Here is a 14,460-nt window from a genome sequence, read left to right on the forward strand (position 1 = left end):
ATTTGTCCGGTTACGCCAGAGTCCGCTTGCCGCTTGCGTGCCCTTTCCGACCAACGGCCTGATCGCCGTTGGCTTGTCGTGGATATGCTCCCTGCCCGGCCTTGCAGCCGGCCATGCGATCAGCCGGTGTTCTGCACGCCTTGCGAGACGCCGTTGACGCAGGCCACCAGCGCGCGCAGCAGTTCCTCGTCTTCGCCATCGGTGGCGCGCCAGCGCTGCAGCAGGTCCACCTGCAGCACGCTGATCGGGTCGATGTAGGGGTTGCGCAGGCGAATCGACAACGCCAGCCGCGGGTCGTGCTGCAACAGCGATTGCTGCTGCAGCAGCGCCTTGACCCAGCCCTTGGTCAAGGCCAGTTCGTCGCGGATCAGCGGGAAAAACCGTGTGTGCAAGTCGCCCGACAACCGCGAGAACAACTCGGCGATGTTCAGATCGCCCTTGGACAACACCATGGCGATGTCGTCCAGGAAGGTGCGGAAGAACGGCCAGTCCTGCGCCATTTCGCGCAAGGTGTCTTCATGCCCGGCATCCACTGCCGCCTGCAGACCGCTGCCGACGCCGTACCAGCCCGGAATCACCGCACGCGCCTGACTCCATGCAAACACCCACGGAATCGCACGCAGGTTTGACAGCGCCGCATCCTGGCCTAGCCGCCGCGACGGGCGCGAGCCCAGCGTCATGCGCTCGATCACATCGATCGGCGTGGCCAGGCGGAAGTACTGCATGAAATCAGGCGCGCCGACGAACGCGCGATAGGCGACGGTGCTGCGTTCGGCCACCAGATCCATCGCCGGGCGCCAGCGCTCCTCGCGCGGCTCGGGCGCACGCGGGCGCAGGCTCGAAAGCAACACCGCGCCGGTCATCTGCTCCAGCGAGCGCAACGCCAATGCACGAATGCCGTATTTGCGGTGGATCACCTCACCTTGCTCGGTAACCCGCAAGCGGCCATCGACGCTGCCGCGCGGTGCGGCATCCAGCGCGCGGCTGGTCTTGCCGCCACCGCGTGCGATTGAACCGCCGCGGCCGTGGAAGAAGGTCAGCCGCACGCCCAACTCGGCGGCCGCTTCCAGCAACTCGACCTGCGCGCGTTGCAGGCCCCAGCGCGAAGCGGCGATGCCGCCGTCCTTGCCGCTATCCGAATACCCCAACATCACCATCTGCGTATCGCTGCGCGCGGCCAGATGCTGGCGATACACCGGGTCGGCGAGCAGGTCCTGCACGGTGCCGGTACCGCCACGCAGATCGTCCACGGTTTCGAACAGCGGCACGATATCCAGCGGCACGGCGCCAGCGTCGTCGACCAGCCCGCCGCGACGGGCCAGTGCGAGCACGGTGAGCACGTCGGCGCGGTTGTGCGCCATCGAGATGATGTAACTGCCCAATGCATCGGCACCGTGGCGCGTGCGTGCATCGGCGAGCGCGGCGAACACCGCATCCAGCCGCGCATTGCCTTCATCCTGCACATGCGGCAAGGGCTCTTTTCCGGCGGCATAGGGGCCGAGCACGGCGGCGCGCTGGGTGGCGTCCTGCACGTCCCAGTCGGTCTGGCCCAAGGCATCGGCCACGGCGCGCGCATGCACGCTCGATTCCTGGCGCACGTCCAATCGCGCCAGATGGAAACCGAAACTGCGCACGCGCCACAGCAGACGCCGCACCGCGAACCAACCGGCATGCAGGCCCTTGTTGGCTTGCAGGCTGTCCAGGATCAACTGCAAGTCGTGTTCGAGCTCCGATGGCGCCGCGTAGGCGCCGTCGGCATCGTCCAGGGTGGCCTGCAGGCGTGCGCGCATCAGGTCGTTGAGCAGGCGGTACGGCATGTCGCCATGGCGCGGGCGCGAACGTGCGGCGGCCTCGGGGAGCAGCGCGCGGTAGCGTTCCAGCTGCGCGGTGAGCGCAGGGCTCACCTGCACCAGCGTGGTCGATTGGCTGAGCAGGCTGGCCAGCTGCCAGAGTTCTTTCTGATAGCGGTCCAGCACCGCGCGCCGCTGTGCATCCAGGGTGCCGGCAATGGTGTTGGCATCCACATTGGGATTGCCGTCCATGTCGCCCCCCACCCAGGTGCCGAAACGCAGCAGGCGCGGCAACACTGGCACGCTGCCGTAGGTTTCTTCGATGGCGTGTTCGAGCGTTTCGTACATCACCGGAATGACGCGGTAGAGCACCTGGGTAAGATAGAAGCCCACATGCTCGCGCTCGTCGTCCACGGTGGGGCGCACCGGCGAGGAATCGGCGGTCTGCCACGAGGCGGTCAAGGCCATGCGGAAGCGCGCGGCGTCGCTGGCGCGTTCGTTGGGCGTGCGCATGCCGTCCAGGTTGTCGACCAGGCTGGCGACCATCAGCTGTTCTTTTTCCAGCAACGCGCGGCGCACTGCCTCGGTGGGATGCGCGGTGAACACCGGCTCCACATCGATACGCGGCAACCACTGGCTGAGTTCGTCCAGGGTCACACCCTGCGCCTTGAGCCGGCGCAATGCGTCGTGCAGGCCATCCGGCTGCGGCGTGTCGGTACCGCTGCGCTGGTACTCGCGGCGGCGGCGGATGCGATGCACGCGCTCGGCGATATTGACCACCTGAAAATAGGTACTGAAGGCGCGCACCAGCGCTTCGGCGTCACGCGGCTCGCGCCCGGTGAGTTGTTCGCTCAACGTGGATGGCGGGGCGTCGCTTTCGCGCCGCGAAATGGCGGTGGTGCGCACGCGTTCGATTTCATCGAGGAATTCCGCAGACACCTGCTCGGCGAGCAGATCACCCACCAGTGCACCGAGCCGCCGCACATCGTCGCGCAAGGGAAGATCGGGGGTAGCGAACACAAGACTGCTGCGGTACTCGTTCATCGGAAACGCACACCCTTTTCAAGCGCAAAGTCGTCGAAGACTAACCCAAAAGGATTAGATGATCGCGACGACGGCGATGGTTTCACCACCAACCATCGTGTGCCAGTGCCCCGTATCCGATGGCTCTCGTAGGAGGCGCGCGACGTGGCTTTCCCGGTAATGCTTTGGCGGGCAAGCCCGCTCCTACGGGTGAACGCAGCAATCATCTGGACGGCTCAGCAGATGTTGCCGGCAGCGCCCCAGCCACATCCGCTGCAGCAGCGCACCCGGGCGCGAAGAAGCGTTATCGATAAAGCCGCAGCGCGCGCAGGCGTGCTCCTACCGGTGCAAGCAACCATCGATCAACGTGTGCGTGAAGCGCCTGCATCCTTCACCGGATCGCCAACATTGGTCTTCAACCACTGCTCGCTTTCGGCCAGCATCTGCATGATCGACTGCCGCGCGCGGTACGCATGCGATTCATTGGGCAGCAGTACCAGACGCGCAGTGCCGCCCAGGCCGTTGATCGCAGCGAACATGCGCTCGCTCTGGATCGGGAAGGTGCCGGTGTTGTTGTCGTCCTGGCCGTGGATCAGCAGCAGCGGGTCCTTGATCTTGTCGGCGTAATTAAACGGCGACATCGCCTGATACACCGGTTGCGCCTGCCAGTAATTGCGTTCCTCTGCCTGGAAGCCGAACGGGGTAAGCGTGCGGTTGTAGGCGCCGCTGCGCGCGATACCGGCCTTGAAAAGGCGTGTGTGCGCGAGCAGGTTGGCGGTCATGAAGGCGCCGTAGGAATGCCCACCGATGGCGATGTGCTCGCGGTCGGTGACGCCACGCCGCACCACTTCATCCACCGCGGCCTGCGCATCGGCGATCAACTGCGGCACATAGGTGTCGTTGGGTTCGGCATCGCCTTCGCCCACGATCGGCATGGTCGGGTTGTTGAGCACCACGTAGCCGATCGCCAGAAACGCCTGCGGCCCCCAGTAACTGATCGCGTTGAACCGGTACGGCGAGTCGGTCACCTGGCTGGCGGTATCGGCGCTTTTGAATTCGCCCGGGTAAGCCCACATCAGCAGCGGCCGTGGGCCATCGCGCTTGGGGTCATAACCGGGCGGCAGCAGCAGCGTGGCCGTAAGGTCCACACCATCGGCGCGCTTATAGCGGATCTGCTCCTTCTGCACGCCGCGCAACTGCGGTAGCGGGTGTGCGAAGTGGGTCAATGCCCGTGGTGCGGGCGCTGCATCGCCCAAGGTCTGCACGACATAGTTAGCCGGCTCCTCCGGCGATTCGCGGCTGAGCAACAGCTGCGTGGCCTGCGCATCCAGTAACGCCAACGGTGCGGAATAGCTCGGCGCCTGCGAATGGAACAGGCGGGTGGCCTGCTTGCTGCGCAGATCGAATCGGTCCACGAACGGGCGGTCGCCTTCCGGCGAAGCGCCCTTGCCGAGCAGGAACAGGCTGTTGCCATCGCTGCCGGTCTGCAGCAGCGGGCGGCCCTTGCCATCGGCTACCGTCGCCGGCGTGCCCGGGTCTCTGTAGCGGTCCTGCGAGGAGCGGTCCCACAGCAATTCGGGCGCGCGTTGCGGTTGATCCGGTGCAATGCGCCATTGCTTGGTGCGGCGGGTCTTCCACCAGCTTTCGCTCAAGATCGCCAGATCGCCGCGGCCCCACTGGATGCGCTCGAACCGACTCTCCAGCTGCGCCAGCGTGACCGGCGCGCGCGTGAATGGCGCTGCCTGCATCCGCACCGCATCGCGGAGCTTGCTCTCGCGTGCCGGGTCGCCGCCGTCCAGCGCTTCGGCCCACACCAGCGTGGCCGGTGCATCGTGCCGCCAGCTGATGTCGCGCACGCCGGTCGGCACAGCGTCGTTACCGGTCGGCAGGCCTTCGACCAGCGGCAGTTGCGCGATCTGACGCACCAGCTTGCCCTGCAGGTCCAGCACCTCGATGCGCCGCGGAAAATTAGTCACCGGCACCAGGTACGAGAACGGCCGCTCGCTGCGTTCACTCAGAATGTAACGGCCATCCGGCGACACCGACAGATTGAGATAGATGCCCGGCGCGGCGATCGGGAGCACCTGCCCGCTCAGCGTGACGATGATCGGCTGGCCGGTGGCGTAGTACTCGAACACGCGCGCGTCGGCTTCGTTGCGCAGCAGGTCCTGGTAGGTCGGCAGCGAGCGCACCCCGGCGGCCGCGCTGGTCTGCTGGATCGCGGGGCCGGCCGGTGTCGCATCGCGGGTCGGCGGCGCGCCCTGCCCTGCAACCTGTTGCTGCAGCAGCAAGCCACTGCCATCGGGCAACCAACGCAAGTCGTCGTCGACGCTGGTGTTCAAGCCGGCCACCAGCCGCCGCGCCTGCCCGGCCGCAACGTCCACCAGCCACAGTTCGTTGGCGCCGCTGGCAGCATCTTCGCGGCGAAACGCCAGATAGCGCTGGTCCGGCGACCAGTTCAGGTCGGCCAGCGACAGCGGCGACGGCAAGCCGGCAATCTGCCGCTCGCTGCCGTCGGCCACCGACAACAGCCACAGCTTGCTGGCGAACGAAAACCGGCTGGCGGCAAACGTCTTTGGATGGATGCGCATGCCGGCCAGCTTCAGCTCCGGCTGGGCCACCTCGGCAATGTCCGGCAGAGCCGGCATTTGCAGCATCGCGGCCAGGTCGCGCTTGGGCGACAGCTGCAACAGCGGCGCGCGCGGGGCGTCCACCACCGCCTGCAGCGCCGTGGACGGCAGCTGATACCCGCCGCCTGCCACAGTGCCGGGTTGCACGGCTGCCGGGCTGGCAGGTGCCGGGCTAGCGACCGCCACCACCGGTACACTCAACGCCAAAGCCCCTGTCAACACCCATGTGTGCTGCCGCCAGCCTTGCGCATGCCGGTTCCTCTGCATTGTCTGTCCCCGATGATAATCGACCCCGGACCATAGCAGCCGCCCGTCGGCCGCTCCCCTGCCGTTGGTAGGGGGTGGGCTGCAATTCATGCCGAGGGGGGGTGCTGCCGATATAATCAACGCTGTTGTCGAGGGGCGCTGCGACCGGTAGGGCGGACTGATCGCTCACTGCACCACAGGTGCAGGTAAATACGGCCAGGCTCGACCAGCAGTTATCGTTCAACGGCGCCCGGAATTGCAGACATTCGTTTGCCTACCGGAGCCATTGCATGAACGCTGTGACAAAGATTACCCCGCACGCCGATTACAAGATTGCCGACATCTCCCTGGCCGATTGGGGCCGCAAGGAGCTGGACATCGCCGAGCACGAAATGCCGGGCCTGATGTCGATCCGCCGCAAGCATGCGCAGACCAAGCCACTGAAGGATGTGCGCATCACCGGCTCGCTGCACATGACCATCCAGACCGCGGTGCTGATCGAAACGCTCAAGGACATCGGCGCCAACGTGCGCTGGGCCTCGTGCAACATCTTCTCCACCCAGGACCACGCAGCCGCTGCGATCGCCGCGACCGGCACCCCCGTGTTCGCCTGGAAGGGCGAAACGCTGGAAGAGTACTGGGACTGCACCCTGGACGCGCTGACCTTCACCCTGCCCGACGGCACCCTCACCGGTCCGGAGTTGGTGGTGGACGACGGCGGCGACGTCACCCTGCTGATCCACAAGGGCTATGAGCTCGAAAACGGCAGCACCTGGGTCGACGAGCCGGCTTCCTCGCACGAAGAGAGCGTCATCAAGGCCCTGCTCAAGCGCGTGGCCGTCGAGCGCCCGGGCTACTGGGCGCGTGTGGTCAAGGATTGGAAGGGCGTCTCCGAAGAGACCACCACCGGCGTGCACCGCCTGTACCAGATTGCCGAAGCCGGCAAGCTGCTGATCCCGGCCATCAACGTCAACGACTCGGTCACCAAGAGCAAGTTCGACAACCTCTACGGCTGCCGCGAATCGCTGGCCGATGGCCTCAAGCGCGCAATGGACGTGATGCTGGCCGGCAAGGTCGCCGTGGTCTGCGGTTACGGCGACGTGGGCAAGGGCAGTGCCGCCTCGCTGCGCGCTTATGGCGCCCGCGTGATCGTCACTGAAATCGACCCGATCTGCGCGCTGCAGGCATCGATGGAGGGCTTCGAGGTCAACACCATCGAATCCACCCTGGGCCGTGGCGACATCTATGTCACCACCACCGGCAACAAGGACATCATCACCGTCGAACACCTGCAGGCGATGAAGGACCAGGCCATCGTGTGCAACATCGGCCACTTCGACAACGAGATCCAGGTTGATGCGTTGAACGCGCTGAAGGGCGTGGAGAAGATCAACATCAAACCGCAGGTGGACAAGTACGTGTTCCCGAACGGCAACGCGATCTTCCTGCTCGCCGACGGCCGCCTGGTGAACCTGGGCTGCGCCACTGGCCACCCGAGCTTCGTGATGTCCAACTCGTTCGCCAACCAGACCCTGGCCCAGATCGACCTGTGGGAAAAGCGCGACACCTACGAGAAGAAGGTCTACATCCTGCCCAAGCACCTGGATGAAGAAGTTGCGCGTCTGCACCTGGAAAAGATCGGCGTGAAGCTGACCACCCTGACCAAGGACCAGGCCGACTACCTCGGCGTGGACGTGGCTGGCCCGTACAAGCCGGATCATTACCGCTACTGAAACGTGGGCGCACCGTCGCCCATCCTCGACAGTGTGAATCAACGGGCGCCGCACGGCGCCCGTTGTGCATCAAGGCATCTATGGGTGAGACGTCGAATCTGAATCTGCCCACGCATCGCGCTGTGCGTCGTCGCTTGCGCTGTGGTCGATCGAAAGTGGCAGACCGCCCAGCGGCCAAGGTCACGACACGGTGACACTTGCTGCAGCCGCGCCGGCCCATCTTGGCCGATGGCACCGTCAGCGGCGTGCGCTCGCCGCGTCTGCATCCATCGCGGCAGGCTCATACACGGAAATCTGGCTACGGCTGCGCGCGGTATAGGGATGCCCGCTCCAATCGCCCCATCTGGCCCGCAAGCGCAAGCCGGCGATCCGTGCCATCAGATCCAGCTCGGAAGGCCAAAGATAGCGATAGCGATCGTTGAAGACGCGGGTCGCCGACGCCCCGATCATCACGATGCGCTGCTGGATCAGTTGCCGGGCAGGATCAGCGCTGGAGCACATCAGCATCACCGGCACGTCGCCCTCGTCTAGGGCCGGCGCCTCCAACGACCTCACCTTGCCGTCCGCCAGCAACGTCTCCGCCTGGGGCACCATCGTCTGCAGGACGAACACGCCGGAGGTTGCCAGGCGCTCGCGCACCGCGCGCAGGCAACGCAACTGCTCGTCCTGCGTCAACAGATAGCCGAGCGAATACACCGAATAGATCAGGTCGAACGGCCCGGCGACCGGGACATCGACAAAATCGGCGCAGACCAGCCTCAGTCGCTCGGCACCGGGCTTGGCACGAAGCATGTCCAACATGCCAGGCGAGTTGTCTATGCCGCAGACTGCCGCGCCGCCAGCCGCCAGCGGCAGCGCAATGCGGCCGGTGCCGATCCCCAACTCCAGCGCCGTGCCACTGCCGACCAGTGCCGCCAATGCCCGCGCACCCTGCGCTGCACTGGCAGCGGCCCAGTGGTCCCTCAGGCGATCGTAGTATCGTGACACCTGATCGTAGGCATGCGCTGACGATCCATCCATGCTGCTCTCCGCGAAAGACCCGCTGGCCACCCTAAGCAACCATCCCGGTCGTCGCGTGCGCCGACGACGCAACGTCGCCGGTGGCGAGCCAATGCGCGCACTCGGCGCCAAGCTCGGTGACAACACGCTGCCGATAGGCCGAATCGTCGGCCGGTGCCAGTCGGTCCCGCCACCGCCCATTGAGACCTTGATTGAAGAAGGCTCGGCCGCCGTCGCGCCAGAAACCGGCACCCTGTGGAACGTAGCGCGCCGCATGCGCGCGCATGTAGTCCAGACTGCAGTGCGCCAGCACGCGCTCGCAGCACTGGTCATCCAGCGGGATATCAAGGAATGCGGCAATGCGCCGCACTTGCGCACGCAGGTCATGAAGCAACGCGGCGTAATGCACCAGCAGCACGTTGTCGCAATCGCGCAGCGCCCACCAGGAACGCACGCCCTCCCAGAACGGCCACAGCGGCGCCCCATCGGCGCGCATCCAGGTCTGGAAATAGGCCTCGACCGAGCACGTGGGCGGCGGCATGACCTTCAATTTACCGTTGCCGGAGGGCTCCGCATCCAGACGCGCCTGCGCATCGGCGCTGACTGCCCGCTGGTGGTCATACAGGCTCCAGACGATGTCGCGCGCATCGCGGCCGACGTAGAGATAGCGGGCGCGTTCGGACAGCACCAGCGCATCGGCGGGCAGATGGGTTTTCACGAAGCGGCGATGGCGTTGCTCGGCGAGCAGTCGCTGCTTGGTGGCCTTGTCCGGATACACCGAGTCGAACCAGGGCGACAGCCGCGAGACGTCGATCTCCTCGGCGCCGCCGAAGATCAGTTGCGCGACGATCTGCTGCACCCAGGTCGTCCCTGCCTTGGCATAGCTGGCGATGACGACATCGTCGTCGCGAAAGGCGAAGTCGTTCCAGACTGTCGAGTCGAAAAAGCGATTGGAATATTCGCGCTGCTTGGAGGGCATGCCCACATCGGCGTCCTGTCGGTTGTCATCGCGTCGGGCTCATCAGATGTGCACACGCCAACACCTCGCAGCCGCATGCTACGCATGCGCGCCCGGCTCCAAGGCCAGGCAATACCCCGTAACGAGCTGCTGCACATCCGCACACTGCACTTGCAGGCCACCGTTGACCTGCGGCAGCGCGCATCGCCGTCGCCGACGATGCGCGTGCGTGCGGGCCATCCGGCCAAGCCCGCCCTGGCATTGCAGTTACTGCGTGTAGATATAGGCCACCTTGCGCGGACCAACCATTTTTAGAATCTTCGAAAACACGAGTGGCAGCATGGTTTTGGCAAATTTCATCACGCGCACCTTTGTCTGGAAGTTTCAGAAATGACGAACTCTGACATTCGCCTTACTTCAGGCTAGCAATAGTCATATGGCCAATCAACATTACGATTGGTACTTTATCTTTAAAGTAAAATTACCGGGCATGTGTCGCAGAAACAAGACACGCAATGTGCCCTTATCCGAACAGATTTTCGCGCAGGTACTCCAGATATTCGCGCACATGCCGCTCGCGTGCGGCAACGTCATCCGGCAGACGCAGGCCGCGCGTAAACCAACGCAGCCGCGGCCGTGCGTGCAAGTGTGGGTAAGGCTTATGCGGCACCGGTACGCCGAGGAAGCTGCACAGTGGCGCCCAGCCTTGCCGAGACGAGAACACCAACAACCGATCGGCTGGCACGGTATCGATCACCGCCTGATTCCAGCGGTTGAAGTAGTCGACCATGAAGGCACGGTCCTGACTGCGCCCACCCATCTGCTGTTTCAGAAACGTGCTGAATGTTTCGCCCTCGGGGCCGACGAAGGTGCTCTTTCTGCCCGGCATCAGGATGGTCTGGGTCACCGACTCGAACCAGCTGTCGGGATCGCGCACCGTCAGGACGACCTTGGCCTGCGGATATACCTCAATCAATTGCCGCCAGTAATAGCAACCAGGATGGTCGGTGCTCGAACGGTAGCCGGCGAAGATGGCCGACCAGTCTGCGACACCGCGCTCGGCGGCATTCCACAGCGGCAGTGCCGTACGCATGTTAGCGGCGACCTCCGTGGCGTGATAACACGGTCCAAATCCCAAATGTTCCAGCGCGAACTTCAGCGACAGCGTCCCGGTTCTGCCTAGGCCAGCACCAAGCACTTCTAACGACATGGCGATTCTCCGATCCATTACACGCAGGGCGGCAACCTAGCACGCACCCATGGCGTACGCGTCCCGGCACTGGCAGTCAGGATGGATGTGGCAACTACATGCACCACGCGCAATTTAATTGACGGACAAGAACGCGGACCGGAGCCAAACGCTCACCCACGCCAATTGGCATTGCGCTCCCAGAACGCGACGCTACGCCGATAGGCATCGCGGTCCAGCGGCGTGCCAGAGCCGCCCTCTTCCACGCCCAGGGCATTGCGCAACATGGTGATCGGTGCCATCGGAATCTCGTCCGGCTCTGCGGTGTAGAGACAACCGACCACACCCCACTCTGCCTCGATGGGCGTGCCTTCCTTGGCCAACTGCTCGCGGCTGTAGAGGATGGGCAGCAGATAGGCAGCCACCGGTGGTTCGACACCTTCGAACCAACGCACCAGCACGGCCAATTCCTGCGTGCTGCGCGCCTCGTAGCCGGAACGCAGCAGGTGCCGGTTGTCATCGGTGACGGGAATGGTGAGGCAGCGGGTCGAAGTCCAGTTGCGGTGCACATGCAATTGGCAAAACGGCGCATAGCCTTCGATCACGCGTAGCGGCGCCTCGTCGTTGAGCCGCTGGATGAACTGCTCGGGCGCGCAGTCCTGAATGGCATTGCGACGCCCATCGCGCGGAAACAAGCGGGAGCGGGCGAACTGGGTCAAGACGATCGACATAAGCGGATATGCGGCGACTAAGAGCGTCAGAGTAGCGCGCGGGCTGGGCTGCGACTACGTTGCGCGACAACGCGGCCAATGCGCGGCGACTAAGCCGGCGCGAGCAGGTGTTCGCAATCGATTTTCGGCAGTTGCGGAACACCCGTCGATAACGCGCAGATACGCAGCAGGTAGTGAGGACGCGAACACGATGCGGGCAAATCCGTATCTGCAGTAGCTCGTCAGCGCTACCAAATCAAATCGTCCGGCACCTTGAACTGGCTGTAGTAGTCATCATCGCTATCGGCCGCAGCCGGCGCGCTGTTGCGTCCGTGATCCAGCACCACGGCATCGGCATCGCGGCTGTAAATCTTGTCGGCGGCCGCGCGCGGAATCAGCTCAAAACCATCACCGTACCGCACGATCACCAACGCACCGCTGGCCAACTGGTTGCGCAGCGTCGTGTTGACCAGCACGCTGCGGATCACGCTGCCGTCGTTGAAGCGGTAGTCGATCTCGCCTTCGCGCTTGACCTTGTTGGTCTCCACGATCTGCCGCACCTGCGCAAGCACTTCCTGCCGGCGCACCTGCACGTTGCGCTCCTCGGCCAGCGCACGATCGCGCTCGGCACGCTCAGCCTGCAGGCGCGCCGCATCAACCTTGTCCGTCGCCGCCGGCGGCACCGCCGCGCCCTTGGCATGACGCTGCTTGACTTGTTCGCGTGCAACCTTGTCCACCTGGGCTTTTTTCACCAGGCCGGCCTTGAGCAGCTGTTCTTGCAAAGGATTGCGCATTGGGAAGTTAGGCAGTGGACTGGCGGCTAGTTTAACGCGGCAGGCACTAAGCTATCGTCGTAGCCTGACCGACCCGTTGGCATCGCCCGTGGTCCTAGCCGCGGCCGTGTAGCTGCCAGCCGCGGCAGGCTGCCCACTCCGGTTTATCGCCGCATCGGCGGGCTGGTGCGGCTGGGCCTGATGGCAGCTGTGATGCCATTCGGCGTCTACAGTGTCTCCGCAGGTCACAAAGCACAATGACGCATGGCTTGCCCAAGCTGCGCAAGGCCATCTGCAGACCGTGCCCGCCGTTTACGACGGAATGCTGGCGGCGTGATACGGGTGAAGCGTGTAAGCCGCGGGGTCGTCACCTTGGCATTGCCGAACAAGGGCTGCGAGGCGTGGAACGGTGACGTGCGCGGGGTCGGCGGAAAGCTAGCGGCAAGCAACGCGAAACAATGTGCCTGCGTCATCAGCGAATGTATCCAGATACCACTGGCCATGCTGCGCACACTGCCTGTCAGCCATGAGCTTCGCCTATCGCTGAGCCTGGATCGATATAGCCGGCGCAAGCTGCGCGCTGCAGAACTTCCGGCATGCTGCGGGCAGCAGTCAACGTTAGCCAAGCAGGCGCACGGCCTTACCAGGCGAACGGTGCGGTGACCTTGCGCGCACCCAGCAAGAAGGCATCGGCCACATGCACGAACGGTGCGACATCTACTTCTGATTGACCGGCGCGCACCAACTGCACGAAGCGCCGGTACAAGCCGTCGTATTCGCTAGCGGTAGGCAGCGCCTGCGGCTTCCCATCGATGCTCAGTTTGGCACCGCCTTCGCTGAGCACGAGCATGCCCGCGGTGGTTTCCACTTCAATATCCCAGCGTTGGTGACCGGTCTGCAGAAAGTCGAATTCGGCCGTCACCGGTACGCCTGCGGTATCGACAAACGCAAGACGGGCATACAACGGCGCCTGCCGGTTGTCGGGGGTGTGCAACTCTGCCTCGCGCAGCGCGAAGCTGCGCGGCAGCAGATGGGTCGCAATGGAGAGCGCATTGATGCCAGGGTCGAACACGCCCATGCCGCCGGGTTCAAGAATCCAGTCCTGGCCCGGATGCCAGTGGCGAATGTCTTCCTTCCAGCTGATGCGCGCGCGCACGAGTTGCTTGTCGGCCAACCATGCACGGGCAGGCTCCACACCGGCAGCGCAGCGCGAATGCCAACTGGTGAACAGGCTGCGTTGCGCACGCTGCGCCACGGCTTGCAGGTCATGAATTTCGGCGAGCGTGGCGGCCGGCGGTTTTTCCAGAAACACATGGCGGCCAGCCACCAACGCGGCTTGTGCCAGCGCATGTCGGCCCACCGGTGGCGTACACAAGGCCACCGCCTCGATCTGCGGCTGCGCGGCGAAGGCGTCTTCCAGTGTGCGATAGGCCGGCACACCATCGACCGTGCCATGCCGGCTCACGGTGGCCACCAGCTGCACATCGTCCAGGGCCGCGATGGTGGGCACGTGCTGATCGCGGGCGATCTTGCCGATCCCGACAAGGGCAATGCGCAATGCGTCTGGATGCTTCATCGAAACCTGCGTGCTGATAGAGGTGGTAATAACGGGTGCGAACGCCTGCTCACGCACACTGCATGGTCACCGCTAGGCGGTTCGATGCTGGTCGTGCTCGCGATGGCGCAGTGTACGGTCAGGGTGCAGCCACTGCGAGACATCGCTCCTGCTTGTTTTGCTATACCTGCGCGCTGGCCACCGCGCACGGGGACGGCTCACTTGCACAACGAAGGCGGCGTACAAAGGTTGCGCTCCGCGTTGCGGAATCAGCAACTGGCCAACCTCGACCACAACGTCACAGGCCCGCTGTGCAGTGCGCGATTGACGCCAGCGCGCATGCAGATGAGCATCGCTGCCGGCACGCCAAGGTGCCGTCGCCATTGAAGGCTGCACCGATGTTGCATCACGTTTCGCTGGGCGTTCGTACGATCGAGATATCCGCCGCGTTCTACGACGCAACGCTGGGCGCGCTTGGCTATGTGCGGGTGTGGTCCGATCTGGAGCCATGCACGCACGACCAAGCTGTCGGCTATGGCCGGCCAGGCGGCGAGGATTGCCTGGCGTTGAAGCAACGCCACGCCATGCAGTGTGCGCCGGGGCCGACTTCCATCTTGCGTTTGCCGCCACCGGTGCGTCGGCCGTGGACGGCTTCCATCGCGCCGCGCTACAGCACGGCGGCCACTGCAATGGCACACCCGGCGTGCGACCGGACTATGGCGATGACTATTACGCCGCGTTCGTCATCGACCCGGACGGGCACCCCATCGAAGCGGTGGTCGACCGTACGCCAACGCGGCAACCGGCACCGCCGCTACGCGACGTTGGCATGTCGGTGCTCTAAGCCGCAGCAA

The 14,460-nt window shown here is 64.5% G+C and carries 9 protein-coding genes, 1 pseudogene and 1 riboswitch; of the genes and pseudogenes, 2 read left to right on the plus strand and 8 right to left on the minus strand.

Annotation, left to right across the window (positions count from 1 at the left end; all coding sequences use genetic code 11):
• Positions 1 to 119: 119 nt before the first annotated feature.
• On the minus strand, positions 120 to 2,834 hold the full coding sequence (gene ppc, locus NX05_RS13180; RefSeq protein ID WP_039436694.1) for a phosphoenolpyruvate carboxylase: 2,715 nt from the start codon (positions 2,832 to 2,834) through the stop codon (positions 120 to 122).
• 341 nt (positions 2,835 to 3,175) lie between these two features.
• Positions 3,176 to 5,710 (minus strand): S9 family peptidase, encoded by a 2,535-nt coding sequence (locus NX05_RS13185; protein ID WP_052252035.1) that lies wholly within the window; start codon positions 5,708 to 5,710, stop codon positions 3,176 to 3,178.
• Positions 5,711 to 5,834: 124 nt separating this feature from the next.
• Positions 5,835 to 5,948: riboswitch (S-adenosyl-L-homocysteine riboswitch) on the plus strand.
• Between the two features lie 31 nt (positions 5,949 to 5,979).
• Here NX05_RS13185 and ahcY point away from each other — a divergent pair.
• Complete coding sequence (gene ahcY / locus NX05_RS13190) at positions 5,980 to 7,422, plus strand: adenosylhomocysteinase (RefSeq protein ID WP_010367570.1); 1,443 nt, start codon at positions 5,980 to 5,982, stop codon at positions 7,420 to 7,422.
• Between the two features lie 237 nt (positions 7,423 to 7,659).
• On the opposite strand, the gene NX05_RS13195 is transcribed toward ahcY, so the two are convergent.
• From NX05_RS13195 to NX05_RS13220, 6 genes are all read right to left on the minus strand, one after another.
• The gene (locus NX05_RS13195; protein WP_039436692.1) at positions 7,660 to 8,442 is read right to left on the minus strand and encodes a class I SAM-dependent methyltransferase; all 783 of its coding nucleotides are present in this window, start codon (positions 8,440 to 8,442) and stop codon (positions 7,660 to 7,662) included.
• 31 nt (positions 8,443 to 8,473) lie between these two features.
• Entirely contained in the window at positions 8,474 to 9,406 is a 933-nt protein-coding gene (locus NX05_RS13200) for a sulfotransferase domain-containing protein (RefSeq protein WP_172645763.1), read from the minus strand.
• 496 nt (positions 9,407 to 9,902) lie between these two features.
• Positions 9,903 to 10,589, minus strand: coding sequence for a sulfotransferase family protein (locus tag NX05_RS13205; protein ID WP_039436688.1), 687 nt, complete (start codon positions 10,587 to 10,589; stop codon positions 9,903 to 9,905).
• 152 nt (positions 10,590 to 10,741) lie between these two features.
• Positions 10,742 to 11,299, minus strand: a complete 558-nt coding sequence (locus tag NX05_RS13210) for a DUF3228 family protein (protein ID WP_039436685.1) — start codon at positions 11,297 to 11,299, stop codon at positions 10,742 to 10,744.
• A 227-nt stretch (positions 11,300 to 11,526) separates the two neighbouring features.
• On the minus strand, positions 11,527 to 12,072 hold the full coding sequence (locus tag NX05_RS13215) for a DUF2058 domain-containing protein (RefSeq protein WP_010367587.1): 546 nt from the start codon (positions 12,070 to 12,072) through the stop codon (positions 11,527 to 11,529).
• Positions 12,073 to 12,691: 619 nt separating this feature from the next.
• Entirely contained in the window at positions 12,692 to 13,627 is a 936-nt protein-coding gene (locus NX05_RS13220; RefSeq protein WP_039436683.1) for a Gfo/Idh/MocA family protein, read from the minus strand.
• Positions 13,628 to 14,004: 377 nt separating this feature from the next.
• On the opposite strand from NX05_RS13220, the pseudogene NX05_RS25250 reads away from it, so the two are divergent.
• Positions 14,005 to 14,450: pseudogene (locus tag NX05_RS25250) on the plus strand (VOC family protein).
• Positions 14,451 to 14,460: the final 10 nt, after the last annotated feature.

The organism is Xanthomonas vasicola, assembly GCF_000772705.2.
GTDB classification, from domain to species: Bacteria; Pseudomonadota; Gammaproteobacteria; order Xanthomonadales; family Xanthomonadaceae; genus Xanthomonas; species Xanthomonas vasicola.